This is a genomic window from Thermosyntropha sp., assembly GCF_017656155.1.
GTDB lineage: Bacteria > Bacillota > Syntrophomonadia > Syntrophomonadales > Syntrophomonadaceae > Thermosyntropha.
The window spans coordinates 103,261-130,222 of sequence record NZ_JACDOH010000006.1; the positions used below are offsets into that span (position 1 = coordinate 103,261).

Genomic DNA, 26,962 nt, shown 5'->3' on the forward strand with positions numbered 1-26,962 from the left:
GGAAGAATTTATTACTTTAAAGGGGTGGTCAGTATGAATATGGATATGTCCCAGTATTTAGATGTTTTTTTAGAGGAGAGTAAGGAACATTTAGAAAATCTAAATCAAAAGCTGCTGCAATTGGAAAAGAATCACGATGATATGTCTGCTTTGAACGAGATTTTTCGTGCAGCTCATACTTTAAAAGGTATGTCTTCTACTATGGGATTTGAAGACTTAGCCGATCTTACGCATCATATGGAAAATGTTTTATCAGATTTGAAGGAAGGTAAACTTGAAATAAGTACACCGATAGTTGATGTTCTTTTTCAGTGTTTGGATCGCATTCAAACTATAATAGAGCAAATAGAAACTACAGGTTCCGGGGTGAGCGATAACAGTGACCTTATTGCAGTTTTAGATAATGTGAAAACTGGTGCTTTAGAAGCAGCAGCTGTAGCATATGAATCTGAGCATACAGATCAGCTAATGATTGATGACATTAAATCGGCAAATACTGATAAGAATATGGATTTTTCCTTTAATGAATATGATATAACAGTTTTTAAAGAAGCCAAGAGCAAGGGTATGAAAATATTTTATGTAAAAGTTGGAATTGCTCCGGAATGCCTCATGAAGTCAGTGCGTGCTTTTATGGTTTTCAAAGCATTAGAGGAAGAAGGGGAAATCATTAAATCTAATCCTCCAGCTCAGGAACTGGATGAAGGAAAATTTGAAGATAGTTTTGAGATTTTTTTAGTTACTTCAGCAAACAAAGAGCAGATTGTGAATAATATAAATAATATTTCGGAAGTAACTGTATTGAATATAGAGGATATTGAAATAGAGGCAATAGTTTCTTCTAATGAGAAGCCGGTTTTTAATGAAAAGGTTTCTTCTGTTTCTGCTAATATTGAACAAAAAGCCAATAATGTAGAAGATAAGAAAAAATCCCATAAGGTAAAACAGACTGTAAGGGTGGATATTGAACGCCTGGATAACTTAATGAATTTAGTAGGCGAACTTGTTATGCACAAAGGGCGTTTAGAACAGATAGGGGCTACCACCAAAATGGTAGAACTTAATGAAACAATTGAACAGATTGATCGCATAACTGCAGATTTGCAATCAGTAGTTATGAAAGTGCGTATGGTACCAATTGAGCAGGTTTTCAACCGTTTTCCACGCATGGTACGGGATTTAGCCAAAGAGCTTAATAAAGAAGTGGAGTTCCTTATGGAAGGTAAGGAAACTGAACTTGACCGAACAGTTATAGATGAGATAGGAGATCCACTTGTTCATTTGCTGCGCAATGCGGTAGATCACGGATTAGAACCAGCAGAAGAAAGAATAAAAAAAGGCAAACCAGCGGCGGGAACTTTAATGCTTAGAGCCAGACATGAAGGAAATAATGTTTATATTGAAGTAGAAGATGACGGAGCAGGAATTAATGTTGAAAAAGTCAAGAAAAAAGCAGTTGAAAAAGGACTCATAACTGAAAAAGAAACTGAAAAAATGGATAAGGATGAAGCAATTGAGCTTCTGTTTTACCCTGGATTTAGCACCGCCAGTGTGGTAAGTGATATTTCAGGACGCGGAGTAGGGCTTGATGTAGTTAAAACCAAAATAGAGGCTTTAAATGGCGAAATTGCAGTAGATTCAAAACCGGATAAAGGAACGAGATTTAAAATAAAACTGCCTCTCACTCTGGCTATTATACAGGCGCTTATGGTTGCAGTACGCGATGAAATTTATGCTATTCCTTTAAGTTCGGTTGACGAAACTACTATGATAAGTAAAAATGATATAAAAATTGTACAGGGACAGGAAGTGATTATGCTCAGGGGTAATGTTCTCCCTATATTCCGCCTGGCTGAGATTTTAGAAACTCCTGGAGGAGCTCTAAATGATGAGGAAATGTATGTAGTAGTGGTGAGAAAGGCTGACAGACAAATAGGACTGGTAGTTGATACCTTAATTGGACAACAGGAGATAGTCATAAAGTCGTTAGGCAAACTTTTATCAGGAATACCAGGAATAGCTGGTGCTATTGTTGCTGGCGATGGAAATGTCCGGCTTATTTTGGATGTTGCAACATTGTTTTAGCGAGGTGAAATTATGGAGCCAACTTTAAATGAAAAAACCCAGAATGCTAATATTGAAGAAGAGGAAATACAGGTAGTTGCCTTTAAATTAGGCAAAGAGGAATATGCAGTAGATGTTTTAAGTGTTCAGGAAATTAATAGGCTTTTAAATATTACCCGGGTTCCTCGAGTCTCTCATTACATTGAAGGGGTAGTTAATCTTAGGGGAAATATCATTCCAGTTATTAATCTGCATAAACGATTTAATATTAAAGCGTCAGGAGAGGTGGAAGATAAGAGGATAATTGTTTTTCAGTTTGATGACACTAAAGCTGGAATTATCGTAGATGAAGTATCTGAGGTGTTAAGACTTAAATGGGAGAATATTGAGGATGCATCTAAAGTATACAGCTCTATAAGCACTGACCATATAAAGGGAATAGCTAAAGTAGATGATCGCCTTTTGATACTTTTGGATATTGCTAGGATTTTAGAAGTGTAATATTACAGGTGGTGAATTTTATGGCAGAAGATTTTGATAAACTCTCCAGCCTGCAGTTGGATGCTTTAAGGGAAATTGGAAATATAGGAGCAGGTAATGCGGCAACTGCATTGGCTCAGATGATAAATTCAAAAATAGATATGAGTGTTCCCCAGGCTAAAATACTGCTTTTTTCACAAGTGCCGGAATTGGTAGGAGGCTCTGAGCAACATGTAGTAGGTATTTACCTTCGGATAGAAGGTTCAGCACCATCCAGTATTTTATTCGTTATTCCAATTAAACAGGCATGTTTGTTGGTGGATATGCTCATGTCCAAGCCTTTAGGAACTACCAGTATGGAGAGTTTTGGAGACATGGAAATGTCAGCGATGATGGAACTCGGCAATATTATTTCTGCAACTTATCTTAATGCTTTAGCCGCTTTTACCGGACTTAAACTGCTCCCTTCTGTTCCAGCATTGGGTATAGACATGGCTGGGGCAGTTATGGATGCTGTGCTGGCACAATTTGGAGAAGTGGCTGACCATGTTCTGGTTTTGGAAACAGATTTTAAAAAGGAGTCTGTAGATATTGTAGGACATTTTATTCTGCTTCCTGAACCTGGATCACTTAAGATTATATTACAATCGCTTGGGGTGAGCATATGATGAGTAAAATTATCCAGGTAGGGATGGCAGATCTTAAACTGGCAAAAGCCCCGGACAAACTTATGACAGCAGGACTAGGTTCATGTATTGGCATATGTGTTCGGGATAAAGATCAAAGGTTGGGTGCTTTGGCCCATATTATGCTTCCTTTGAGTACCCAGGCCCGGAATGCTGAGAACAAGGCTAAATTTGCCGATACGGCAATAGAATTGTTAATTCAGGAAATGAAAAAAAATGGAGCAGATATATCCAGGCTGGAGGCAAAGTTTGCAGGCGGAGCTCAAATGTTTAAGTTTTCTGGGGAAAGTGATATTATGAAAATAGGACAGCGTAATGCTGAAGCAGTAGAAGAATATCTGCAGAAATATAAAATAAGGATACTGGCTAAAGATGTGGGAGGAAATCATGGAAGAACGATTACTTATGATCCGGATACCGGAGATTTGCTGATTAGAACTATAGGACACGGGGAGAGAATAATTTAAATGAGCCCCTCTTATGATGAGCTCTGGGTGCGTTATAAAGAGCAAAATGATACTACGGCCAGGGATGAACTTATCCTGAATTATGCGGGATTGGTAAAATATGTAGCTAACCGACTGGCTATAAACTTATCTTCATTAGTCGAGATTGATGAACTTTACTCATATGGTGTTGAAGGATTAATTGATGCTATTGAAAAATTTGATCATAGACGAAATGTAAAGTTTGAAACTTATGCAATTACCCGAATAAGGGGAGCTATTATTGATGGGCTCAGGGCAATGGACTGGGTTCCTGTTTCTGTAAGACAGAAAGCAAAAGAGCTTGAAAAAACCTATGCAAAACTTGAAGCCCGATTGGGAAGAGCAGCTACTGATGAAGAAGTAGCTCAGGAACTAGGGATAAGTATCGATAAACTGGGTAAGCTGCTAAAGGAAACTGCTGCTGTAACGATAATATCATTAGATGATTTTATTTCAGGAGAGGAAGGAGAAGATAAAAAGAAGCGGATTGGAGAGATTATTGAAGACCAGGATGGAACGAGTGCTTTAGAAATTCTAGAACTTACCGAAACAAAAGAGATATTAGCCCATTCCATTTCCAGATTGCCGGAAAAAGAAAAGCTGGTTATATATCTTTATTATTATGAAGGCTTGACTTTGAAAGAAATAGGAGCTGTTTTAAACCTGTCGGAATCCCGAATTTCACAGCTACATACCAAGGCTATATTGAGACTCAGAGGGAGTTTGGGAAAAAAAAAGCAACAGATTATTTGAGTTTAAAGGCTGGGGGGAATGTTATGGCAGAAAATACCGATAGTGTAAATGTGAATGGGCAAATAGATAAGGATGGAGAAGCAGAAGTTTTTATAACTAAAGATAAACTGCAGGCATTTTTACAGATAACTCCCCCTATGGGTAATGGCAAACCATGTACTTTAGATGATGTGCAAAAAGTTCTGAGTCAGAAAAATATAGTATATGGAATTATTGGGGAAAATATAAATAAGGCTCTGGAGCCGGAAAACTGGGGAAAAAGGATTCTAATTGCCCAAGGGGAAGCGGCTAGAGCGGGAAAAGATGCGGAATTTATATACCATTTCCCGTTCCCATCAGAACGAGTAGGCCCCAAGATAGATGAAAAAGGTAATGCCAATTTCCATGATTTAGGACTCATACATAATGTTAAAATGGGGGATTTATTGTTGGAAAAGATTCCGGCAACTGAAGGGGTTCCCGGACATGATATAACCGGAAAAGAAATTGTTCCTAAAAGGGGACGGGATTTTCCACTTCCTAAAGGCAAGAATACCATACCCGATGAAGATAATCTGCGCCTTTTTGCGGCTATTGACGGGAATGTTACTATTATTGACCACAAGGTTGTAATTTCTCCTGTATTTGAAGTTAATGAAGATATTGACTATTCTACAGGAGATATAGATTTTGTAGGAAGTGTAGTTATAAAAGGAAATGTAAATACGGGTTTTAAAGTTCATGCTGCAGGGGATGTTGAAATTAAAGGATTTGTTGAAGGTGCCGAAATTGTTGCTGGAGGCAATGTGGTAGTAAAAGGTGGTATTACGACTGGAAACCGCGGTTTTATAAAGGCTAAAGGCAACATATATGCCAGGTTTATTGAAAATTCGAGAGTTGAGGCAGAAAATGATGTAATTGTAAGAGAATCTATAATGCAGTCAGTAGTAAGGGCAGGAAGAAGTGTCCGGGTAACGGATCGTAAAGCGTCAATCATTGGCGGTATTGTTCAGGCTTGCTGTGAGGTTGAAGCTAGATATATAGGATCACAGCTAGCAACCCAGACTGTGATTGAAGTAGGAGTTAATCCGCAGTATCGTCAGGAATATCAGCAGCTTTTAAAGGAACTGCCACAAAAAAGGAATGTTTTGGAAAATATAACCCATAATCTGCGGGTTCTTCAGAAGTCGATTGGAACAGTTGGTAATTTGGATGAACGCCGGCGCTTAATGTTACTGAAGATGCTTGAGGAAGCTAAGAAGTTGAAAAAGGAAATATCGGATATTGAAGAAAGACTTGCCTTTTTAAATGAAGAATTGCAAAAAGTAGCTGAGGCTAAAGTTAAGGTATGGGAGGTAGTTTATCCTGGAGTTCGTATTACACTGGGACAGTCTATATATATAGTAAATGATCCTATAAAATATTCAGCTTTTGTCCTGGAGGATGGGGAAGTCCGCTTAGCTCCGCTGTCCTAGGGAGAGGAGATGATATCGGTGACCATAAAGAGCATTGATATGCAGGTTCTCGTTCAGAAGATTGGGGATGTAGCGAAGATTAAACAGGCGGAGCAGTCTAATGCCAATAATCGTCAACAGGATTTTATAATGCAGATTAGTCAGGACACCCAAAAGTACAGCAAGACAGTCCATCAAGCTTTGGCTGCTGAAAAAAAATTCGTTCATGAAAGAGAAGAAAGAAAAGATAAGTCTAGATATAAAGGGAAGAAAAAAGAGAACAATAATATTGTAGATTCTAAAAAAGAAGATGAAATTAATTCTGATAAAGGAAATAATATTGACATAAAAATATAAGGTGGTGTTGAGCATAGTTACATTTATACTTTCTTTAGCTGTTCTGTTTTTAGTGCTGGCTTTTATGAGTTTAAGCCGGCAAAGAGCTTTTTGGGAAAACTATGCTGAGGATTTAGAAAATCTTGTTGACGAAGCTGATAAAGTAAAACAAGATTTAAATATTATGTTAGATAATGCGGTTAAAATATCCGAAATGATAAATCAAAATCTGGAAAAAAAGTTATCAGGCGAATATTTTGTTAAACCTGAAGAGCGGATAGAAGAAAATGCTTCTGATAGTAAGAAAGTGTGTGTATATGAAGTTGAGAAATATTTAGGTATTAATGAGAAGGATTTGATTAATGTATTGCAACATATGGATTATAAAGTAAATAATCAGCTTAATACAATTGATATTCCAGTACTGGAAAAGATTAAAACTGAAAATATAAATATTTTAGACGAAAAAAGCAATGACGAAGATAGACTTAAGTCAACTTCATCGATTGAAAATACTAATCTACAGGCAAATAACGTAGTTGATACTGAGTTTTATCAGATAGAAGACCTTAAGAATGTCCATCCTTATATAGCGGTTCGTCTTCTTCATGAAAAAGGGTATACAGTAAAGCAAATGGCTAAACTTTTGGGAAGAGGACAGGGAGAAATTCAAATTTTACTGAATCTGTCTTATAAAAATAGAGCTGTTTAAAGCTAAAAAGGTGAAGAAAAGCGTAATTTCTTCACCTTATTTTATGTTTAGGAAGCTTTTTAACGGGTAGAATATTAATAAAATGATGGAAAAATATTATTAAAATTATTAGTTCTCTATATTGCAAAGACTTAAATACTTATGGTATATTATCTTTTGGTAATTACACACGCTGGATGATTTTCTGAAGGGTGCTTCGTATATGAAGTCTTCAGAAAAGATGAATTTGGCGGAGGAATAAAACAAGAAGAGAGGAGGTGCGGTCGGTGTCAGTAATCACCATGAAACAGCTCCTGGAAGCAGGAGTTCACTTTGGACACCAGACACGCAGATGGAACCCTAAGATGGCTCCATATATTTATATGGAGAGAAACGGAATCTATATCATTGATTTGCAACAAACGGTTAAAAAATTTGATGAAGCTTATGAGTTCATCAAAAGTGTAGTTGCAGAAGGCAAAGGTATTCTTTTTGTTGGAACTAAAAAACAGGCACAGGAGAGCATCAAAGAAGAAGCTTTGCGCTGTGGTATGTATTATGTTAACCAGCGCTGGTTAGGCGGTATGCTTACCAATTATAAGACTATTCAAAAAAGGATTCAGCGTCTTAAAGAACTGGAAAGAATGGAAGAAGAAGGCGCTTTTGAGGTTTTGACAAAAAAAGAAGTGGCTAAGTTGATGAAAGAAAGGGAAAGACTGGAAAGATTTTTGGGTGGTATAAAAGATATGGACAAGCTACCTGGTGCTCTTTTTGTAGTCGATCCCAGAAAAGAAAAAATTGCTGTAGCTGAAGCACGCAAACTTAATATTCCGGTAGTAGCTATAGTTGATACGAACTGCGATCCGGATGAGATTGATTATGTAATTCCTGGTAATGATGATGCAATAAGGGCAGTTAAGCTTATTACATCCAAAATTGCAGATGCAGTGCTGGAAGCTAAACAGGGAGAACAGGTTATGGCTTAGCCTTTTTGAAGGGGTGACTGTTTTTTTATGCACCCCTTTTCTTACGAATATATAAAAAATACTGGGAGGTCAAAAGAAGTGATAACAGCTGCAATGGTAAAAGAACTGCGTGAAAGAACAGGCGCAGGAATGATGGATTGTAAAAAGGCTTTAATGGAAACTAATGGTGATATAGAGAAAGCTATAGATGAATTACGTGCAAAAGGATTGGCTAAAGCTGCTAAGAAATCTGGTAGAATTGCCAGTGAAGGTGTAGTTGATTCTTATATTCATGCTGGAGGCAGAATTGGAGTTCTGGTAGAAGTTAACTGTGAAACTGATTTTGTGGCTAAAACAGAAGAGTTCAAAAACCTGGTACATGATATTGCTATGCAGATTGCTGCAGCAAATCCTGAATATGTAAAAAGAGAAGATGTTCCAGAAGATGTTGTAGCTCGTGAGCGTGAAGTTTTAAAGGCTCAGGCTTTAGAAGAAGGAAAACCGGAAAAAGTTATTGAAAAGATGATTGAAGGACGTATGGAAAAATTTTTTAAAGAAAAGTGCCTGTTAGAACAGCCTTTTATAAAAGATCCCGACAAAACTGTACAGGAACTGGTGCATGAACATATAGCTAAAATTGGGGAGAACATTAATATTAGAAGATTTGTACGCTATGAAGTAGGAGAAGGTATACAAAAAGAAGAAGTTGATTTTGCAGCTGAGGTAATGGCTCAAATTAAAAGTGAATAATAAATTTAAATGGGTTATAAATATACGTAAAGATAAGTAAAAATGATAAAGTAAAGCGCGGCTAGGAGGTAATCATTTGCAACAGCCTAAATATAAAAGAATAGTTTTAAAGCTGAGCGGAGAAGCTCTTGCTGGTGAAGAAGGATACGGAATTAGCCATGAAATAATAAATTCTATTGCCAAACAGGTAGTAGAGGTTGTAGAGCTGGGTGTTCAAGTAGCTATAGTTGTTGGTGGCGGCAATATCTGGCGTGGGGTGGCCGGGAGTGCACGCGGTATGGATCGTGCTACAGCTGATTATATGGGAATGCTTGCTACTGTTATTAATGCTTTGGCACTCCAGGATGCTTTGGAGAACCTTGAAATGGAAACCAGAGTTATGTCGGCTATTGAAATGAAAGAAATTGCCGAGCCTTACATAAGGCGAAGGGCTATTCGGCACCTTGAAAAAGGAAGGGTAGTTATATTTGCAGCTGGAACTGGTAATCCTTATTTTTCAACTGATACTGCAGCAGCTCTGCGTTCAGCTGAAATAGAAGCAGAAGTGATTTTAATGGCGAAAAAGGTTGATGGAGTATATGACTCTGATCCGCGTACAAATCCCAATGCCAAAAAATTTACTGATTTAGAATATATAGAAGTCTTAAATAAAGGATTAGGGGTTATGGATTCTACAGCTACTTCATTGTGCATGGATAACAAAATTCCTATTATCGTTTTTGATTTAACCAAAAACGGTAATATTCTTAAGGCAGTTATGGGTGAAGAGATAGGTACTTATGTTGGGAGGTAAGGTTGATGATAAAAAATATCATTAATGATGCAGAAGAAAGGATGAAAAAAGCCATTGACCATCTTAAGCAGGATCTGGCATCACTGCGTGCAGGTCGGGCTAATCCTGCTATGCTGGATAAGGTAATGGTAGACTATTATGGTACACCTACTCCCATAAATCAACTGGCAAATATAACTGTGCCAGAAGCCAGATTGCTTGTAGTTCAACCATGGGATAAAAGCTGTATCCCTGAAATTGAAAAGGCTATTTTGAAGTCAGATCTGGGGGTAAACCCGACTAATGATGGAAATGTAATAAGGGTAGCAATTCCTCAGCTTACTGAGGAAAGAAGAAAAGAATTAGTAAAAGTCGCCAAGAAAAGAGCAGAAGATGCTAAAGTAGCTGTGCGCAATATACGCAGGGAAGCAAATGATACGATTAAGGCGACTGAAAAAGATAAAGTTATATCAGAGGATGAAGCTAAGAAAGCAATTGATGAAGTTCAGAAATTAACTGATAAGTATGTAAAAGAAATAGATGTTATATTCCAGACTAAGGAAAAGGATATAATGGAAGTTTAGATTTTTATTAACAAATAGAAAGAATGAGTTTATAATAATTAAAAACCCCCAGGATAATGGGGGTTTTTAATTTAAAAATAATAAAGGAAGATGGGCAATGGTAATTGAAAAAAAGGACATAACCGAAACCGTTAATAATATGAATATGCCAAAACATATTGCAATAATTATGGACGGTAACGGACGCTGGGCCAAAAAGAAGCTGATGCCACGCACTATGGGACATCGTGCCGGTATGTCTGCTTTAAAAAGGATAGTCCAGGCTTGTGTAAAATTAAATTTACCCGTGCTCACTGTTTTTGCTTTTTCTACTGAAAATTGGAAAAGACCTAAAGATGAAGTTGATTATTTGATGAAAATATTGGTGGAATTTGTAAATAAAGAATTAACAGAATTACATGAGCAAAATATTCGTATTAATGTACTGGGAGATTATTATTGTCTTCCCCGGCAGTGTCAGGATGCTATAGATAAAGCTTTAATTTTAACTACCAACAATACTGGAATGATTTTTAACATTGCTTTAAACTATGGGGCTCGGGCCGAAATAATAAAAGCAGTCCGCGAAATTGCTGTTTTGGTAAAAGAAGAAAAGGTTTTACCGAAAGATATTGATGAGTCTTTTTTCTCTAATTTTTTGTTTACAAGAGAAATGCCTGATCCTGATTTGCTTATAAGGACAGCAGGGGAAATGCGAATCAGCAATTTCCTTTTATGGCAGATCGCTTATTCTGAATTGTGGATAACTGACAAATTGTGGCCTGATTTTTCTGAAGAAGACCTGCTTCAAGCTATAAGAGATTATCAGCGAAGAGAACGAAGGTTTGGAGGACTAATCCTCGACAAAGAAGGTGATAATAATGCTTAAAGAGCGGGTCTTAAGTGCAGTGATTGGAATTCCTTTTATATTGGGGATATTGTATTTGGGTGGTATATGGTGGCAGGGCTTTTTTTTACTGCTGGCTATTTTAGGGCTTTTTGAAATATATAGAATGATGAGTTTGCGCGGATTTAAACCTTTATTTACAGCTGGTTATTTTTTTATGTTTTTATGTTTTTTTAGCAACAGACTAGATTTTTTTAATCTAACGTTATTTTTAGCTTTAGCGCTATTTTTAGCTATTTTGGAAACTGTGTTGAGATTTGATAATTTAAAGTTGGACTCGGTTGCATTGACCATTTTTTCCTCTTTATATGTTGGCTTTTTATTAAGCTATGCCTTGAAGATACTTAATTTTGAACATAGTTTTGCTATAATGCTTTTGGCTTTTATTTTAACCTGGTCTACTGATATTGGAGGTTATTTTTTTGGAAAAAGATGGGGGAGACATAAAATGGCTCCCAATCTGAGTCCTAAAAAAACCTGGGAAGGTGCAGCAGGAGGTATTTTTTTAGCTGATTTAGCTGTGCTCGCATTTTTTAAGATTACAGGAATTTTTGAATTTAATATAATATATATTGTTTTATTAGGACTTTCAACCAGTATAATAGCTCAGATTGGGGATTTGTTTGCTTCCAGCATAAAAAGGTTTTTTCAGGTTAAAGATTCTGGCAATATTATTCCGGGACATGGAGGTATATTAGACAGATTTGATAGCTTTATGTTGGTTATTCCTTTAGTTTATTATTGGTTTTATTTTTTAGGATAAATGAGGTGGGGAGAAAGTGGAGCCGGAATTACTCAAATACCTTAAGATTTTAGCTAAATTATCTATTTTTGTAATGGGTTTGGTGGCTTTTTATCTCATTTTTACCTATGTTTTTCCTATAATTGGCAAAATACTCTCTTATGTGCCTGTTTTGTTTATGCCTTTTATAATTGCTGTTATACTGGCCGTTCTGATTGAGCCGGTAGTGGTTTTTTGTGAAAAAAAACTGCGTTTAAAGAGGAGCCTGGCTGTTATAGTAAGTTTGATATTGGTAGTAGGAGGTTCTACTTATATAATTTCACTGCTCATTACTAAGGTAGTCCGTGAAATTTCAGGTATGCTTCCCAGTTTAACAGAATATTCTGATCAAATAACCAGCAATGTAGTTGATGCTGTGAGCAATATAAAGTTGTGGTATTTGCGATTAAATATGCCTCCAGAATTGCAGACATCTATTGAGAGCAATTTACAGCAAAGCCTCCGCGGAATAGAAGGATTAATGGGACAAAGTGCTAATTTTTTAGTTAAAGTTCTTACTGCATTGCCGGAATTTTTTATTTTTTTGATGATTGCTACGGTAGCTACTTATTTTATCATTAAAGATCGGGCTCTTATAAGGATTTTCTTTTTTCGCTATATTCCGGGGAATGTGCATTCTAAAACCAGAAATGTAGTAATTCAGCTATTCGGTGCTTTAACTGGTTTTTTAAAGGCATATAGTATATTAATATCAATTACTGCACTTATTACCATGGTTTCACTTAAAATTTTAGGATTTAAATATATAATTACTATAGGAATAATTGTAGGACTTTTAGATATCTTACCGGTTTTAGGTCCTGGAACTTTTTTTGTTCCCTGGGCGATATGGCTTTTTATTACTGGAGAAGCAAAACTGGCTGTTGCTGTAATGATAGTATATATTATAATTTCAGCTACCCGGCAGTTTTTGGAGCCTAAGATTATAGGAGATAATATAGGTTTACATCCACTGGCAACTTTGTTTTCTTTATATGTAGGTTTGAAGTTAGGTGGGTTAGCAGGTATGATATTGGGTCCTGTATTAATGGTGGTGATAATCGCCAGTTACAGGGCAGGGGTTTTTGATAATATAAAATGGAGGCATAATTGATGGAAACTGATAAAACGCTAAGTCTGGCTATATTAGGTTCAACCGGTTCTATTGGACAGCAGGCTTTGGAAATAGTTGATAAATATCCTGATAGATTTAAAGTATTAGCCCTGGCAGCTAAAGATGAATCTGAAAAGCTTAAAGAGCAGATAAATAAGTATAAGCCTGAAGCTGTAGCAGTAGATGATTTAAATGTTTATCAGGAATTGAAAACCTTATTTTCATCTCGTGTAGAGTTGAAATTGGGAATAGAAGGGATATGCGAAATTGCAGCTATGCCGGAAGTAGATTTTGTTCTAGTAGCAGTAAGCGGAGCGGTAGGAATAGTGCCTACTTTAACGGCGATAAAGGAAGGAAAGCGCATAGGATTGGCTAATAAGGAAACTTTGGTGGCTGCCGGAGATATTGTTATGAAAGAAGCTCAGAACAATAATGTAGAAATCATTCCGGTAGATAGTGAACATTCGGCTATTTTTCAATGTATTAAGGGAGAAAAGGAGCATTTAAAAAAAATCTGGCTTACTGCATCAGGAGGACCTTTTCGTGATTTTTCCTGCGATGATTTGAAAAAGGTTACAGTTGAAATGGCTTTAAATCATCCCAACTGGAAAATGGGTTCTAAAATTACGATTGATTCTGCTACCTTGATGAATAAAGGGCTGGAAATAATTGAAGCACATCATCTTTTTGAAATTGATTATGATAAAATTGAAGTGTTGATACATAAAGAAAGTATAATTCATTCTATGGTGGAATTAGTTGATGGCTCTTTCCTCGCCCATTTAGGAGTTCCGGATATGCGCATACCTATTCAGTATGCTTTAACTTATCCATCGAGAATGGTTTCTTGTGCTAAATCTTTAGATTTTTTCAATTTGAGGGCTTTGCATTTTGAAAGGCCGGATACCGAAAGATTCCCAGCTTTGAAATTAGCTTACCAGGCGGGAAATATTGGAGGAACTATGCCGGCAGTCTTAAATGCAGCCAATGAGGTTGTGGTAGAGGCTTTTCTTAATAGAAAGATAAAATTTATTTCTATACCTGAGATTGTGGAAAAAGTTATGGAAAAACATGTGATAGTTAAACATCCTTCTTTAGAGGAGATTTTTGCCGCTGATGAATGGGCGAGAAGAGAGGCGGAGCGATACATATGATTTTAGAGGAGGCAAAAAGGTGACAGTTATTACTACTTTGATAATAATTGCAGTTTTAATTTTGGTGCATGAATGGGGACATTTCATAACTGCACGCAGGATAGGTATACCTGTACATGAATTTAGCCTTGGTTTTGGCTATAAGCTGTTTTCTATAGAAAAGGATGGGGTAGAGTATTCCCTTAGGCTTATTCCTTTAGGCGGGTTTGTGCGGATGGCCGGTGAGGAGCCAGGTGATCACAGTGATCCTAACGGATTCAGCAACCGAACACCTTTGGAAAAAATAAGGGTGGCTTTTGCTGGTCCCTTTATGAATTTTGTTCTTGCCATTTTAATATTTATATATATTTACACTTTTATAGGTGTCCCTCATGCCTCCAATGAACCTGTTATTGGCAAGGTGATTGTGGGTAAACCGGCTTATGAAGCAGGCCTCAGGGAAAATGATCTGGTTTTAGAAGCAAACGGAGATAAAGTAAGAACCTGGGAAGAATTTACAAAAAAAATCGCTGCTACCCCGGAAGGAGCTTATTTAAAATTACTTATAAAGAGAGATGGGGAGTTAATAAATATAAAGGTTAGACCAGAAAAGAATGAAACCAGCGGGGGACCAGCAATTGGAGTTATGAGTAAACTTGAGTATACTAAGCAAAATATTTTTAAATCTATATTAATTGGTTTACAGCAAACTTATCAGCTTACCCTGCTTTTGCTTGCCGGTTTGTGGACTATGATTACCGGGGGAGCGTCTGCCGCAGATTTAGCAGGTCCGGTAGGTATTACCAGATTGGTAGGGGAAGCGGCTCAAGTGGGAACAGTGTTTCTTTTGAGCTTTACTGCTTTTTTAAGTATAAATCTAGGGATATTAAACCTTCTTCCTATACCAGCCCTGGATGGGAGCCGTATAGTTTTTGCAATTATCGAATGGATACGGAAAAAGCCTATTGAACCTGATAAAGAAGGTTTTATTCACTGGCTTGGCTTTATCTTTCTTATGATACTTATAATAATTGTTACCTATAACGATATCGTAAGGCTGATAAGAGGATGATGAAATGCGTCGAAAATCAAGAACAATTAAAATTGGCGATATTTTAATCGGCGGGAATAATCCGATCGTAGTTCAATCTATGACCAATACTGATACCCGTGATGTTGACAGGACGGTAAGACAGATAAAGGCTCTAGAAAGGGCTGGCTGTGAGCTGGTTCGAGTGGCAGTAGTCGATGAAGAAGCTGCAGCTGCTGTGAAAAAGATAAAATCACGGATTTCTATTCCCCTGGTAGCTGATATTCATTTCAATTATAAACTGGCCTTGGCAAGTATCGAAGCAGGGGCGGATGCTTTGCGGATTAATCCAGGCAATATTGGAAGTATGAAGAAAGTAAAGGAAGTAGTAAAGGCATGTAAAGACAGAAAAATTCCTATAAGGATAGGAGTTAATGCTGGTTCATTGGAAAAGGACCTTTTAAAAAAGCATGAAGGAATAACTCCTTCTGTCATGGTGGAAAGTGCAATGAACCATGTTAAGATACTGGAAGATATGGATTTTCATGACATAAAGATATCTTTAAAAGCTTCTTCCGTTGATTTAACAGTCCAAGCATATCGTATGATAGCTGACATGGTTGATTATCCTTTGCATTTAGGAATAACTGAGGCAGGAACCAAGGATAGAGGGCTCATAAAATCTGCCGTAGGATTGGGAGTACTTCTTTATCAGGGCATTGGCGACACTATAAGGGTTTCTTTAACTTCTGATCCGGTTGATGAGGTATGGGCAGCTTATGAGATTTTGCGCAGCCTTAATTTGAGAAACCGGGGGGTAGAACTTATTTCCTGTCCTACCTGTGGCAGATGTGAGATTGATTTAATTAATATCGCTGAACAAATCGATAAAAAGCTGCGGAATGTAGACAAGCCTTTAAAGGTTGCAGTTATGGGATGCGTAGTAAATGGTCCGGGTGAGGCCAAGGAAGCTGATATTGGTATTGCTGGAGGCAAAGGATGGGGATTACTTTTTAAGAACGGGGAAAGCATAAAAAAAATAAGAGAAGATGAAATGGTAGAAGAATTAATATTGGAAGTCATGAAAATGATAAAAGACTGAATTTTTTAAATAATCATGTTTAAGGAGGTAAAAAGTTTGAGGTATTCAGAACTGTTTTGTCCAACTTTACGGGAAATTCCAAGTGAAGCAGAGATAATAAGCCATCAACTGCTTTTAAGAGCAGGTTTTATCCGTAAGGCTACGGCTGGAGTTTATACATATATGCCCTTAGCTAATCGAGTTTTAAGAAAGATAATGAATATTATAAGGGAAGAAATGGATAGAGCAGGGGCGCAGGAACTCTTAATGCCCATTGTTCAGCCCCGTGAAATCTGGGAAGAATCAGGGCGCTGGGCAGTTTATGGCGATGAAATGTTCCGGCTTAAAGATAGACACAATCGTGAATTTGCTTTAGGGCCTACCCATGAAGAGCTTATAACCAGTCTGGTAAATGCAGATGTACATTCTTACCGGGATTTACCTCTTATGCTGTATCAGATTCAGAATAAATACCGTGATGAAATTAGACCACGTTTTGGCTTAATGCGTGGACGAGAATTCATAATGAAAGATCTGTATTCTTTTGATGCTGATTATGAAGGTTTAGATATTTCCTATAATAAAATGTATGAAGCTTACCGAAGGGTTTTTGAACGTTTAAACTTAAAATATCGTGTAGTTGAAGCTGATAGCGGGGCTATTGGCGGAAATGAAAGCCATGAATTTGTGGTTTTAGCTGATACCGGGGAATCAGAAATAGTTTACTGCGATAATTGTGATTATGCAGCTAATGTGGAAAAAGCAGCTTGTGTTGTAGAAAAACAGGATATTTCTGAACCTATGCGTGATATAGAAAAAGTTGCTACTCCAGGACAAAAAACTATTGAAGAAGTTTCAGCTTTTCTAGGGATATCTAAAGATAAACATGTAAAAACTCTGATGTATGAAGCAGATGGAGAAATCATTGCCGTGGTGATTCGCGGTGATCGCGAGCTTAATGAAGCTAAGCTTAAAAACTTTCTTAATTGTGCACAGCTTTTTATGGCTGAGGAAAATAAGGTACGCAAACTTTGTGGAGCTACTTTTGGATCATTAGGTCCGGTTGGACTTGAATGCAAGGTTTATGTAGACCTTGAAGTTGCTAATATGCGCAATTTTGTATGTGGTGCCAATGAGGATGACTTCCATTTGGTCAATGTTAATTTAGGTCGGGATTTTGTCCCTGAGGCTGTTGCAGATTTGCGCAATGCAGTTAAAGGAGATAAGTGCCCAATTTGTGGAAACAGTTTGGATGTTTTAAGAGGGATAGAAGTAGGACATATATTTAAGCTCGGAACCAAGTATTCAGAAGCTATGAACGCTACCTTTTTAGATCAGAATGGAAAAGAAAAGCCTTTTATAATGGGGTGCTATGGTATAGGGGTTTCAAGAACTATGGCGGCAGCTGTAGAACAAAATCATGATGAAGATGGAATAATTTGGCCTATTCCTATTGCACCTTACCATGTAATAATTGTGCCGGTAAATATGAAAAACGATAAACTTAGAACAGCGGCTGAAGATATATATAATACTTTGATTGAAGCAGGTATAGAAACTATACTCGATGACCGCGATGAAAGAGCAGGAGTAAAGTTTAAAGATGCGGATTTAATAGGAATTCCGGTTCGAATTACAATTGGGCCAAAATCTTTGCAGGAAAATAGGGTAGAGATAAAGAAAAGATGGGAAAAAGAATCCGAGTTGGTCGAGTTAACAGGTGTTTTGGAAAAAGTAAGAGAAATTTTAAAAGGATAAGTTTATTCAGCGGGAAGTGAAGGCAAGTGTCAATTTATGAGATTATCTTTAAGCTTACTTTAGCCTGTATTTTAGGAGCTTTAATTGGTTTGGAAAGAGAAAGCCTGAACAGGCCGGCCGGGCTTAGAACATATACTTTAGTTTGTGTAGGTTCTGCCTTGGCCATGATTGTTTCCCTGGATATGTATTTTGATTATTACCATACAGTAAATGCTGATCCGGGAAGAATTGCTGCTCAGGTAGTAAGCGGCATAGGCTTTTTGGGAGCTGGGACTATCATGCGTGAAGGAGCAACAGTTCGGGGACTTACTACTGCTGCCGGGCTCTGGGTGGTAGCCTGTATTGGGTTGGCAGTTGGAGCAGGTCTTTATGCACCTGCTGTAGCTACGACTCTGCTTATTTTATTTGTTTTGATTTATTTTGTACGGTTTGAACATAGGTTTACAGGCTTAAGGGAGTATAAAGGGTTATCTTTGATAGTTGAAGATCGTCCGGGACAGGTAGGGATAATAGGTTCGATACTTGGAGAAATGGGGGTTTCTATCAAAAATATCCAGCTAAATCGCATGGAAAATGATACTGAATTGGAAATAGAGCTCCTGGTAAATTTACCAGGTAGTGTTGCGATTGGAGATGTAGTGGAAGAGTTGGCTGCAGCTAGAGGAGTAAAAAGTGTTGAACGGCTCAATTAAAACTGCGGATTTAATTTATTTATAACTGTAAAGGGAAGGGGGAGGCCGATGAAAAAACGCTTCGATGAATTTTTAGCTGCCAACATAGATAAACGGTTTTTAAAAGAATGGCAGGGAGCTTTTTTAGAGAGAATTGAAGTTTATCACAGCCGTAGATTATGGCGTTTCCACGTTAGGATAGATCGGCCGGTACCTTCATCTCTGATAAACGAAACAGCGGCTGCTTTAAATAATTTGTTTCCTTTTTTAGATAATGTGCAGATAATTATTTATTTGGATAATTTTGTAGATAATCTACAAAAGTTGTTGACTTACAGTCATTCTGCACTCTGTTCAGAATTTTTCCCAAATCCAGAATTTTATAATAAGGTTAAGTTTAAGATTAATCAAGAAAAAGTTGATCTTACAACTGAAGATTTAGAAGTTTACAGATACATTATTGACCATCAGATTTGCAACCGCTTATCTGCGTGGTTCTGGCAAAATTATGGATTGCGGGTTTTGGTGCGGGCAGTGATAAATAACCAGGAAAAAACAGATGCAGTTAGTAATCATTTGATTTTAAAGGATAAAATTGAATTTTTGGAATTAACATTTTCCTCAGAAAAAAAAGAAACAAAACCTGGAAATAGAAAACCTTTGCGTAAGCCTAAAATAACTGAAGATATTTTGAAAAATGGTGAAGTTCTAAAGGTTTGTGAACTGCAGGAAGGCTTAAGGATAGCTCTGGTTGAAGGTGAAGTATGGAAAAAAGAAGTTACTTCGCTGCGTGATGGGCGTTTTGTTGTTACTTACTGGCTTACTGATTATACTGACACTATACTTATTAAATATTTTATTGATGATTTAGGACAGGATAATATAAGTATAGGCGATTGGATAAGAGCGGGCGGCGGGGTTCGATATGACAACTTTGCCCGTGAAATAGTGCTTTTTATGGAATCATATATCCATAGGTCTAGAGATAAACGTATTGATAAGGCTTTGCAAAAAAGAATTGAACTGCATGCTCATACCAAAATGAGTGCTATGGATGGAATAACGGAACCATCTGCACTTATTGCTAAAGCTGCGGAATGGGGGCATCCTGCTGTTGCTATCACTGACCATGGTTGTGTGCAGGCATATCCTGAAGCCTGGCATGCAGCGGAAAAACATAACATAAAGCTTATTTATGGAGTAGAAGGTTATCTGGTGGAAAAAGACAAGAAAGAGAAACCTTATCATATAGTTTTATTGGCCCAGAACCAGACTGGAATAAAAAATATATACCGATTGATCAGCAGTTCTTATCTTAATAATTATTATCGCAAACCTAAGATACTCCGCTCTGAACTTGTAGAATGCAGGGAAGGAATACTGCTTGGGAGTGCATGTGAAGCAGGTGAAGTTTACAGCGCAATTTTAAATGGAGCGAGTGAAGAAGAGATTGTTAAAATAGCTTCTTTTTATGATTACCTGGAGATTCAGCCGATTAAGAATAATGAATTTATGGTGCGCAATGGAATAGTAGAAAATGAAGAAAGATTAAAAGAAATTAACCGGTTTATATACCATATTGGCAAAAGGTTAGGAAAGCCGGTAGTTGCCACCGGAGATGTGCATTTTTTAGATCCGGAAGACGAAATTTTTCGCCGCATTATCCAGGCAGGACAGGGGTATGCAGATGCCGAGGCACAGGCTCCTCTTTATTTTAAAACTACTGAGGAGATGCTTGACGAGTTTTCTTATTTAGGAGAAGAAGAAGCCCGCGAAGTGGTTATTGAGAATACTCACAAAGTTGCAGAAATGATAGAAGAAGTTAAACCTGTCCTGGAAGGTTTTTATCCTCCTAAAATTGAGGGAGCAGAAGACGAAATCATTCAGTTAACCTGGAATAAGGCTAAATCTATCTACGGCGATACTTTGCCTTCTATTGTAGAAGAAAGAGTAAAGCGCGAACTTGATTCTATTACTACCCATGGCTTCAGTGTGTTGTATCTTATTGCCCATAAACTGGTAAAGAAATCTAATGAAGACGGGTATCTAGTAGGGTCAAGAGGTTCGGTAGGGTCATCACTGGTTGCTTTTTTTTGCGGAATAACCGAGGTTAATCCTTTACCGGCTCATTATATTTGTCCTGAATGCAAGTACAGCGAATTTATTACTGATGGTTCCGTGGGATGTGGAGCTGACTTGCCAGATAAAGTTTGTCCCCGCTGCGGCAGTATGTTAGAAAAAAGTGGTTTTGATATACCATTTGAAACCTTTTTAGGTTTTGAAGGGGATAAGGTCCCCGATATCGACCTTAATTTTTCAGGAGATTATCAAAGCCGGGCCCATCAGTATGTTGAAGAATTATTCGGCAAAGAAAATGTTTTCAGGGCAGGGACTATATCTACCATAGCAGAAAAAACGGCATATGGATTTGTAAAAAAATATGCTGAAGATAATGGTATATTCTTAAAAAATTCTGAAATTACCAGATTAGCCCGTGGGATAACAGGGGTAAAAAGGACGACTGGTCAGCATCCAGGAGGAATGATTGTTGTTCCTCATGACCACAGCATTTTTGAATTTACTCCTGTACAATATCCTGCAGATAATCAGGAAGCAGGGGTTATCACGACTCATTTTGATTATCATGCTATAGATGCCCAGTTGGTAAAGCTGGATATTTTAGGTCATGATGATCCTACAGTTATAAAGGAATTAGAAGAGTTGACCGGGGTTAATGCCCGGGATATAAGTTTGAGTGAAAAAGAGACTATGAAAATATTTTCGAGTGTGGAGCCTTTAGGTATAGTTCCTGAGGATATAGGTTCTTCGGTAGGAACTTTTGGTATACCCGAGTTTGGTACCCGCTTTGTCAGACAGATGTTAGAAGCTACGCGTCCCACTACTTTTTCGGAGTTAGTTCGTATAAGCGGACTTTCTCACGGTACGGATGTTTGGCTGAATAACGCTCAGGATTTGATTGAAAATGGGACTGCGCCCCTGAGTGAAGTGATATGTACCCGTGATGATATAATGGTGTTTCTTATTTATAAAGGATTGGAAAAAAAGAGAGCTTTCAAGATTATGGAAAAGGTAAGAAAAGGTAAGGGGTTGAGCAAGGAAGATGAAGAAATTATGCGGGAGCATGGGGTGCCGGAATGGTATATTGAGTCGTGTAAGAAGATAAAGTATATGTTCCCTAAAGCACATGCAGTTGCTTATGTAACTATGGCTTTCCGGATAGCTTATTTTAAAGTTTATTATCCGAAGGAATTTTACGCGAGTTTCTTCAGTATAAGAGCAGAAGATTTTGAGGCAGAGACCATACTTAAGGGTTATGAGGCGGTAAAAAGAAGAATTGAAGAGATTGATAAAATGGGAAATACAGCTTCGGCCAAAGATAAGAAACTGCTTACTATTCTGGAATTAGCTATGGAAGCTTATGCTAGAGGAATAAAATTTTATCCGGTAGATATATATATTTCTGATGCTGCGAAGTTTAAAGTTCATCGTGATGGACTTATTCTTCCTTTTTCAGCTTTGCCAAATGTGGGAGTGGCTGCAGCTCAGGGTATTGTTGAGGCCAGGAAAGAAGGCCAATTTATATCAATAGAAGATTTTCAGCTTAGAACCAGGCTCAATAAAACAGCGATGGAAATATTGAAAAAACATGGATGTTTTAAAGGGATGCCTGAAAGCAGCCAGATAAACCTCTTTGCTTGAGAGCCGAGTTTTTTGTATTTACTTGAATAAATATGTTGCCCTGTGTTATACTCTTATTAAGCGAAGTAATATCTGTGGAGAAAAGGTGGGTTGTTACCCACTTTTTCTATTGCAGTAATATGGTCGACAGAAATTTAGCAGGGGGGAATTGAATGGTAAAATTAGCAGTTCAGGAAATTGAAAAAATTATTGAACCAATATTGCAAAGGATTGATATAGAATTGGTCGATGTTCAGTATCGCAGGGAAAATAAAGAACAAATTTTGAGGATTTTTATTGATAAAGAAGAAGGAGTAGACCTTAATGTATGCAGTGAGGCTACACGTGCTGTCAAGGCTATAATTGATGAACAGGATATATTTTATGATCATTTGGAAGTCTCTTCGCCTGGTTTAGATAGAATAATTAAAAAAGATAAGAATCCAGCAAGGTTTATTGGAAGAAAAGTAAAGGTTAAGATGAAGAAAGATTATCCTGATTTTAAAAATATTATAGGTATTTTAGATGAAATAAATGAACAAAACCTGGTTTTAAGAGTGGACGGACAGGAAGTTGAGATACCATGGGAAATGACTTTAACGGTAAGATTATATCCAGATATTTAAGAGGAGGCAAAACAATGTCCAGCGATTTGATTCAGGCATTGCATGAAATAGAAAAAGAGCGTGGAATTCCTAAAACTGCGCTTGTGGAAGCTATTAAATCGGCAATAAATACTGCTTATAAAAAAAATTTTGGCACTGCTCAAAATGTGAGTGTTGAATTTGATGAAGAAACAGGCGAAGTTAAAGTTTTTTCGCAAAAAACTATTGTAGAAAATGTAAAAGATCCACGCCTTGAAATATCAGTTGAAGAAGCTGAGGAGCTTTATCCTGGATGTAAATTAGGTGATGTAGTATATATTGAAGTAACCCCTGCTAATTTTGGACGGATTGCAGCTCAGACCGCTAAACAGGTGGTAATACAAAAATTGAGAGAAGCTGAAAGAAGTATAATATATGAAGAGTTTTTGGAGCGAGAAGGAGAAATAGTTACAGGTACAATTGAGCGTATTGAAACTAAAACTGTGTATATAAATCTAGGACGGGTTGAAGGAATAATGCTCCCTGCAGATCAGATGCCGACTGAAAAGTATGAGTTAGGACAAAGGGTTAAAGCTTATATTTATGAAGTTAAAAACAGTCCTAAAGGTCCTAATATCTTCGTTTCTAGAACTCATCCTTATTTTCTGCGCAGGCTTTTTGAATTAGAAGTGCCTGAAATTTATGATGGTATAGTAGAAATCAAGTCTATTGCCCGGGAAGCAGGTTTTAGATCTAAGGTATCTGTTTATTCACTAGATGAAAAAGTCGATTCAGTAGGATCATGTGTGGGGCCAAAAGGTATAAGAGTGCAAAATATAGTGAATGAACTTAATGGAGAAAAAATTGATGTTATTAAGTATGATTCTGATCCCGGCAAATATATTGCCAATGCTTTAAGCCCTTCTAAAGTAATAGCTGTTTATGCTGATCCGGCTGAAAAAACTGCTCGTGTTATAGTGCCGGATAATCAATTGTCTTTAGCTATTGGAAAAGAAGGGCAAAATGCAAGATTAGCCGCTAAGTTGACTGGATATAAGATTGATATTAAGAGTGAAAGCCAAGTTAGTGAGGGGTTTGAGGAAAATTATGGTGAAAACTAGAAAAATTCCGCAGAGAATGTGTGTAGGTTGTCGTGAAATGAAAAACAAAAGAGATCTGATAAGGATAGTAAGAACGCCTGACGGAAAGATTGAGATAGATAGTACAGGCAAAAAGTCAGGACGAGGAGCTTATATTTGTCCTAATATCGAATGTTTAAATCAAGCTATTAAGGGAAAAAGGCTTCAAAAGGCTTTGGAACAAGACATTCCTACTGAAGTATTTACACTTTTAAAGGAAAAGATTTCAGAAATTAACCTGTAATTTGTTAAGGTGTGTGATAGATTGCAGAAAATATACAGTATTATAGGTTTTGCTCAAAAGGCCGGTAAAGTATCATCAGGGGTAATGGCAGCTAAATCGAGCATAATCAGACGTAAGGCGTCCCTTTTGATTATGAGCAATGATATAGCTGCTAATACCAGGGAATCTCTTGTGTCTCTGTCTGAAAAACAGGGAGTTCCCTTTATATTTTTGGGAAACAAATATGAACTGGGGACTTGTATTGGTAAGGCATATCGGGTTGCGGTAACTATAAATGATAAAAAAATGGCAGAAACGATTATGAAGGCTTTGCCAAGGATGGGAGACGAAGCAAAAAGTATGGGGGTGTTTAAATGGCCAAAATAAGAGTGCATGAATTAGCCAGAGAGCTAGGATTATCCAGTAAAGAAATGGTAACTGCCCTGCAGAAAATGGGTATAGATGTTAAGAATCACATGAGTACCATGGAAATATCCCAGGCGGACTGGGTAAAAAAACAGCTTAAGCTGGCTGAGAGTAAAACTTCCCTTGAAACTTCGAAGAAAAAAGAAAAAATAAATAAATCTGCGCCAAATAATCAGAAACCTGATGATAGGCCTAAACAACCTCACACATCAACATCAAGCGGTAGTAAAGGTAAGAAAGAAAGTTTCCCCTCTGCTTCGGCTCCGAATGCTAAAACAGAAGGCATTGAGCATAAAAAAGTTGCTAAAACAGAGGCTAAACAAAATAGACAAGGTGTTAAGGGAAATAAAATGAGCGAAAAGAACAAGAGATACGATAAAAATCAGCCTGATATTATAAACAAGGATCGGGATAATAACGTACTGAATATGGGTAATTATAGTGATAAAACGGATGAAGAAAGGACCGAGGGAAAAATAAAAAAGATAAAGCCTGCTAAATTTAAAAAAGATGAGTCGGCTGAAGTACGCAAAGATTATAGTCGGCCTCAAAAGAAGACAAAACATAAAAAGAAAAAGGAAGAAACAGAAAGACCTACACCTGAAGTTATAACTATTGAAGATTCCATAACTGTTCGTGAGCTGGCAGAAAAACTTAATAAAACTCCGGCAGAAATAGTAAAAAAACTTATGGAATTAGGAACTATGGCCTCAATCAATCAAATTATCGATTTTGATACTGCTGAAATTGTGGCCAGTTTGTATGAAGTGAAAGTTGAGCGAGAAATTCCAGAGGAAGAAAAGCTTTTGGAAAAGATTATTGATGATGAAAGCAAACTTAAACCGCGTCCTCCGGTTGTAACAGTTATGGGACATGTTGACCATGGTAAAACTTCTCTTTTAGATAAAATTAGGAAATCTAATGTGGCTTTAGGTGAAGCAGGCGGAATTACCCAGCATATAGGTGCTTATCAGGTTACAGTAAATGATAATAAAATTACTTTTATTGATACGCCTGGTCATGAAGCTTTTACTGCTATGCGGGCAAGAGGGGCTAATATTACTGATATAGTAGTTTTGGTGGTAGCAGCTGATGATGGAGTCATGCCTCAGACTGTTGAGGCTATAAATCATATTAAGGCAGCAAATGTTCCTTTTATTGTGGCTGTTAATAAAATTGATAAGCCAGATGCTAATCCTGAACGGGTAATGCAGCAGCTTACTGAATATAATATTATTCCAGAAGACTGGGGCGGAGATACTATATTTGTTCCAGTTTCTGCCAAAACAGGCCAGGGAATAGATAATCTTTTGGAAATGATTTTATTAGTTGCGGAAATGCAGGAGTTAAAAGCAAATCCAGATCGCCCGGCAGAAGGAGTTGTCATTGAAAGCAAGCTTGATAAAGGTCGCGGACCTGTTGCTACTGTATTGGTGCAGAAAGGAACCTTGCGAGTTGGGGATTGTCTTGTTTGCGGTATTACTATGTGTAAAGTTAGGGCTATGATGGATGATAAAGGCCGCAGGGTAGACGAAGCATTGCCTTCTATGCCGGTTGAAGTTATGGGTTGGTCGAATGTTCCTGAAGCAGGTGAACAAGTTATAGCTTGTGAAGAAAAGGTTGCAAAAGAACTAGTTGAATTAAGGCTTAATGAAAAAAAATTAGAAGAACAAAAACAAAGCAGCCGTGTATCTTTGGACGAATTTTTCAAACATATGCAGGATTCTGATATTAAAGAATTGAATGTCGTCGTCAAAGGTGATGTCCAAGGTTCAGTAGAGGCTTTGTCTCAATCTCTTTTACGACTTGCTACTGATGAAGTAAAGGTAAATGTAATTCATGCTGCGGTAGGGGCTATTTCGGAAACTGATGTGATGCTTGCATCAGCTTCAAATGCTATAATAATCGGGTTTAATGTAAGACCGGAAAGCAAGGCGCGCAAACATGCGGAAGCAGAAGGAATTGATGTTCGTCTTTATAGAGTAATATATGAAGTTATTGATGATGTGAAAAAAGCCATGGCAGGGCTCTTAGAACCAGAATATAAAGAAAAATATTTGGGAAGAGCAGAGGTTAGAGCAACCTTTAGAGTGCCTAATGTAGGCACTGTTGCTGGTTGTTATGTGATTGAAGGAAAAATTCAGAGAAATGCCAATGTAAGGGTTTTGCGTGATGGTGTTGTAATTTATGAAGGAACTATATCGTCGCTTAAGCGTTTTAAGGATGATGTAAGGGAAGTCGTAGAAAACTACGAGTGCGGTATAGGTATAAAAGATTTTAATGATATTAAAGAAAATGACATAATCGAAGCATTTACCATGGAGAAGGTAGAAAGACAGCTTTAAACTTTTTGATTAAGAGAGGTTTAATCAGAAATAATGGTGCTGTTAACTTAAATATGATGAAAAAGCTTAAGCAATCATAGAAACCCAGCG

The 26,962-nt window shown here is 37.3% G+C and carries 26 protein-coding genes; all 26 read left to right on the top strand.

The window, feature by feature from the left end:
* Window positions 1-33: 33 nt before the first annotated feature.
* The 26 genes from H0Z36_RS07400 (at window position 34) to infB (ending at window position 26,872) form a co-directional block, all read left to right on the top strand.
* Window positions 34-2,085 carry a chemotaxis protein CheA gene (locus H0Z36_RS07400; RefSeq protein ID WP_366508877.1) on the top strand — a complete coding sequence of 684 codons (2,052 nt, stop codon included), beginning with the start codon at window positions 34-36 and terminating at the stop codon, window positions 2,083-2,085.
* 12 nt (window positions 2,086-2,097) lie between these two features.
* On the top strand, window positions 2,098-2,565 hold the full coding sequence (locus H0Z36_RS07405) for a chemotaxis protein CheW (protein ID WP_296865041.1): 468 nt from the start codon (window positions 2,098-2,100) through the stop codon (window positions 2,563-2,565).
* Window positions 2,566-2,585: 20 nt separating this feature from the next.
* On the top strand, window positions 2,586-3,212 hold the full coding sequence (locus tag H0Z36_RS07410) for a chemotaxis protein CheC (protein WP_296865043.1): 627 nt from the start codon (window positions 2,586-2,588) through the stop codon (window positions 3,210-3,212).
* Entirely contained in the window at window positions 3,212-3,697 is a 486-nt protein-coding gene (locus H0Z36_RS07415; protein ID WP_296865096.1) for a chemotaxis protein CheD, read from the top strand. Before H0Z36_RS07410 ends, H0Z36_RS07415 begins: the two co-directional genes overlap by 1 nt.
* Window positions 3,698-4,471 (top strand): FliA/WhiG family RNA polymerase sigma factor, encoded by a 774-nt coding sequence (locus H0Z36_RS07420; protein ID WP_296865045.1) that lies wholly within the window; start codon window positions 3,698-3,700, stop codon window positions 4,469-4,471.
* 23 nt (window positions 4,472-4,494) lie between these two features.
* Window positions 4,495-5,925, top strand: a complete 1,431-nt coding sequence (locus H0Z36_RS07425) for a FapA family protein (protein ID WP_296865046.1) — start codon at window positions 4,495-4,497, stop codon at window positions 5,923-5,925.
* An 18-nt stretch (window positions 5,926-5,943) separates the two neighbouring features.
* Window positions 5,944-6,261 (top strand): hypothetical protein, encoded by a 318-nt coding sequence (locus H0Z36_RS07430; RefSeq protein WP_296865048.1) that lies wholly within the window; start codon window positions 5,944-5,946, stop codon window positions 6,259-6,261.
* A 7-nt stretch (window positions 6,262-6,268) separates the two neighbouring features.
* Window positions 6,269-6,952 carry a hypothetical protein gene (locus tag H0Z36_RS07435; protein WP_296865050.1) on the top strand — a complete coding sequence of 228 codons (684 nt, stop codon included), beginning with the start codon at window positions 6,269-6,271 and terminating at the stop codon, window positions 6,950-6,952.
* 266 nt (window positions 6,953-7,218) lie between these two features.
* A complete protein-coding gene (gene rpsB / locus H0Z36_RS07440) occupies window positions 7,219-7,917 on the top strand; it encodes a 30S ribosomal protein S2 (protein WP_296865052.1) in 699 nt (232 codons plus the stop codon).
* Window positions 7,918-7,944: 27 nt separating this feature from the next.
* Window positions 7,945-8,646, top strand: a complete 702-nt coding sequence (gene tsf / locus H0Z36_RS07445; protein ID WP_296865054.1) for a translation elongation factor Ts — start codon at window positions 7,945-7,947, stop codon at window positions 8,644-8,646.
* A 76-nt stretch (window positions 8,647-8,722) separates the two neighbouring features.
* Window positions 8,723-9,439, top strand: a complete 717-nt coding sequence (gene pyrH, locus H0Z36_RS07450) for a UMP kinase (protein ID WP_296865057.1) — start codon at window positions 8,723-8,725, stop codon at window positions 9,437-9,439.
* Between the two features lie 5 nt (window positions 9,440-9,444).
* Entirely contained in the window at window positions 9,445-10,002 is a 558-nt protein-coding gene (gene frr / locus H0Z36_RS07455; protein ID WP_296865059.1) for a ribosome recycling factor, read from the top strand.
* A 97-nt stretch (window positions 10,003-10,099) separates the two neighbouring features.
* Window positions 10,100-10,870 carry an isoprenyl transferase gene (locus H0Z36_RS07460; RefSeq protein WP_296865060.1) on the top strand — a complete coding sequence of 257 codons (771 nt, stop codon included), beginning with the start codon at window positions 10,100-10,102 and terminating at the stop codon, window positions 10,868-10,870.
* Entirely contained in the window at window positions 10,863-11,651 is a 789-nt protein-coding gene (locus H0Z36_RS07465; protein ID WP_296865062.1) for a phosphatidate cytidylyltransferase, read from the top strand. The genes H0Z36_RS07460 and H0Z36_RS07465 overlap by 8 nt, the downstream gene beginning before the upstream one ends.
* A 16-nt stretch (window positions 11,652-11,667) precedes the next feature.
* Complete coding sequence (gene ytvI, locus H0Z36_RS07470) at window positions 11,668-12,783, top strand: sporulation integral membrane protein YtvI (RefSeq protein ID WP_296865064.1); 1,116 nt, start codon at window positions 11,668-11,670, stop codon at window positions 12,781-12,783.
* Window positions 12,783-13,937 (top strand): 1-deoxy-D-xylulose-5-phosphate reductoisomerase, encoded by a 1,155-nt coding sequence (locus H0Z36_RS07475; RefSeq protein WP_296865065.1) that lies wholly within the window; start codon window positions 12,783-12,785, stop codon window positions 13,935-13,937. The genes ytvI and H0Z36_RS07475 overlap by 1 nt, the downstream gene beginning before the upstream one ends.
* 19 nt (window positions 13,938-13,956) lie before the next feature.
* On the top strand, window positions 13,957-14,988 hold the full coding sequence (rseP, locus tag H0Z36_RS07480; protein WP_296865067.1) for an RIP metalloprotease RseP: 1,032 nt from the start codon (window positions 13,957-13,959) through the stop codon (window positions 14,986-14,988).
* Window positions 14,989-14,992: 4 nt separating this feature from the next.
* A complete protein-coding gene (ispG, locus tag H0Z36_RS07485) occupies window positions 14,993-16,048 on the top strand; it encodes a flavodoxin-dependent (E)-4-hydroxy-3-methylbut-2-enyl-diphosphate synthase (RefSeq protein WP_296865069.1) in 1,056 nt (351 codons plus the stop codon).
* 36 nt (window positions 16,049-16,084) lie between these two features.
* Entirely contained in the window at window positions 16,085-17,785 is a 1,701-nt protein-coding gene (locus H0Z36_RS07490; RefSeq protein ID WP_296865071.1) for a proline--tRNA ligase, read from the top strand.
* A 26-nt stretch (window positions 17,786-17,811) separates the two neighbouring features.
* A complete protein-coding gene (locus H0Z36_RS07495) occupies window positions 17,812-18,477 on the top strand; it encodes an MgtC/SapB family protein (RefSeq protein WP_296865073.1) in 666 nt (221 codons plus the stop codon).
* Between the two features lie 48 nt (window positions 18,478-18,525).
* A complete protein-coding gene (locus tag H0Z36_RS07500; RefSeq protein ID WP_296865075.1) occupies window positions 18,526-22,176 on the top strand; it encodes a PolC-type DNA polymerase III in 3,651 nt (1,216 codons plus the stop codon).
* A 152-nt stretch (window positions 22,177-22,328) separates the two neighbouring features.
* On the top strand, window positions 22,329-22,781 hold the full coding sequence (gene rimP / locus H0Z36_RS07505; RefSeq protein WP_296865077.1) for a ribosome maturation factor RimP: 453 nt from the start codon (window positions 22,329-22,331) through the stop codon (window positions 22,779-22,781).
* A 14-nt stretch (window positions 22,782-22,795) separates the two neighbouring features.
* Window positions 22,796-23,860 (top strand): transcription termination factor NusA, encoded by a 1,065-nt coding sequence (gene nusA, locus H0Z36_RS07510; RefSeq protein WP_296865079.1) that lies wholly within the window; start codon window positions 22,796-22,798, stop codon window positions 23,858-23,860.
* On the top strand, window positions 23,847-24,122 hold the full coding sequence (locus tag H0Z36_RS07515) for a YlxR family protein (RefSeq protein WP_296865081.1): 276 nt from the start codon (window positions 23,847-23,849) through the stop codon (window positions 24,120-24,122). The genes nusA and H0Z36_RS07515 overlap by 14 nt, the downstream gene beginning before the upstream one ends.
* Window positions 24,123-24,143: 21 nt before the next feature.
* Window positions 24,144-24,488 (top strand): ribosomal L7Ae/L30e/S12e/Gadd45 family protein, encoded by a 345-nt coding sequence (locus H0Z36_RS07520; protein ID WP_296865083.1) that lies wholly within the window; start codon window positions 24,144-24,146, stop codon window positions 24,486-24,488.
* The gene (gene infB / locus H0Z36_RS07525; RefSeq protein WP_296865085.1) at window positions 24,476-26,872 is read left to right on the top strand and encodes a translation initiation factor IF-2; all 2,397 of its coding nucleotides are present in this window, start codon (window positions 24,476-24,478) and stop codon (window positions 26,870-26,872) included. The genes H0Z36_RS07520 and infB overlap by 13 nt, the downstream gene beginning before the upstream one ends.
* Window positions 26,873-26,962: the final 90 nt, after the last annotated feature.

Excerpts from the sequence above, each read along its gene's own strand:
- H0Z36_RS07400 (WP_366508877.1), top strand. The coding sequence starts at position 34 with ATGAATATGGATATGTCCCAGTATTTAGATGTTTTTTTAGAGGAGAGT.
- H0Z36_RS07405 (WP_296865041.1), top strand. The coding sequence starts at position 2,098 with ATGGAGCCAACTTTAAATGAAAAAACCCAGAATGCTAATATTGAAGAA.
- H0Z36_RS07410 (WP_296865043.1), top strand. The coding sequence starts at position 2,586 with ATGGCAGAAGATTTTGATAAACTCTCCAGCCTGCAGTTGGATGCTTTA.
- H0Z36_RS07415 (WP_296865096.1), top strand. The coding sequence starts at position 3,212 with ATGAGTAAAATTATCCAGGTAGGGATGGCAGATCTTAAACTGGCAAAA.
- H0Z36_RS07420 (WP_296865045.1), top strand. The coding sequence starts at position 3,698 with ATGAGCCCCTCTTATGATGAGCTCTGGGTGCGTTATAAAGAGCAAAAT.
- H0Z36_RS07425 (WP_296865046.1), top strand. The coding sequence starts at position 4,495 with ATGGCAGAAAATACCGATAGTGTAAATGTGAATGGGCAAATAGATAAG.
- tsf (WP_296865054.1), top strand. The coding sequence starts at position 7,945 with ATGCACCCCTTTTCTTACGAATATATAAAAAATACTGGGAGGTCAAAA.
- frr (WP_296865059.1), top strand. The coding sequence starts at position 9,445 with ATGATAAAAAATATCATTAATGATGCAGAAGAAAGGATGAAAAAAGCC.
- H0Z36_RS07460 (WP_296865060.1), top strand. The coding sequence starts at position 10,100 with ATGGTAATTGAAAAAAAGGACATAACCGAAACCGTTAATAATATGAAT.
- H0Z36_RS07465 (WP_296865062.1), top strand. The coding sequence starts at position 10,863 with ATGCTTAAAGAGCGGGTCTTAAGTGCAGTGATTGGAATTCCTTTTATA.
- H0Z36_RS07475 (WP_296865065.1), top strand. The coding sequence starts at position 12,783 with ATGGAAACTGATAAAACGCTAAGTCTGGCTATATTAGGTTCAACCGGT.
- ispG (WP_296865069.1), top strand. The coding sequence starts at position 14,993 with ATGCGTCGAAAATCAAGAACAATTAAAATTGGCGATATTTTAATCGGC.
- H0Z36_RS07500 (WP_296865075.1), top strand. The coding sequence starts at position 18,526 with ATGAAAAAACGCTTCGATGAATTTTTAGCTGCCAACATAGATAAACGG.
- rimP (WP_296865077.1), top strand. The coding sequence starts at position 22,329 with ATGGTAAAATTAGCAGTTCAGGAAATTGAAAAAATTATTGAACCAATA.
- nusA (WP_296865079.1), top strand. The coding sequence starts at position 22,796 with ATGTCCAGCGATTTGATTCAGGCATTGCATGAAATAGAAAAAGAGCGT.
- H0Z36_RS07515 (WP_296865081.1), top strand. The coding sequence starts at position 23,847 with ATGGTGAAAACTAGAAAAATTCCGCAGAGAATGTGTGTAGGTTGTCGT.
- infB (WP_296865085.1), top strand. The coding sequence starts at position 24,476 with ATGGCCAAAATAAGAGTGCATGAATTAGCCAGAGAGCTAGGATTATCC.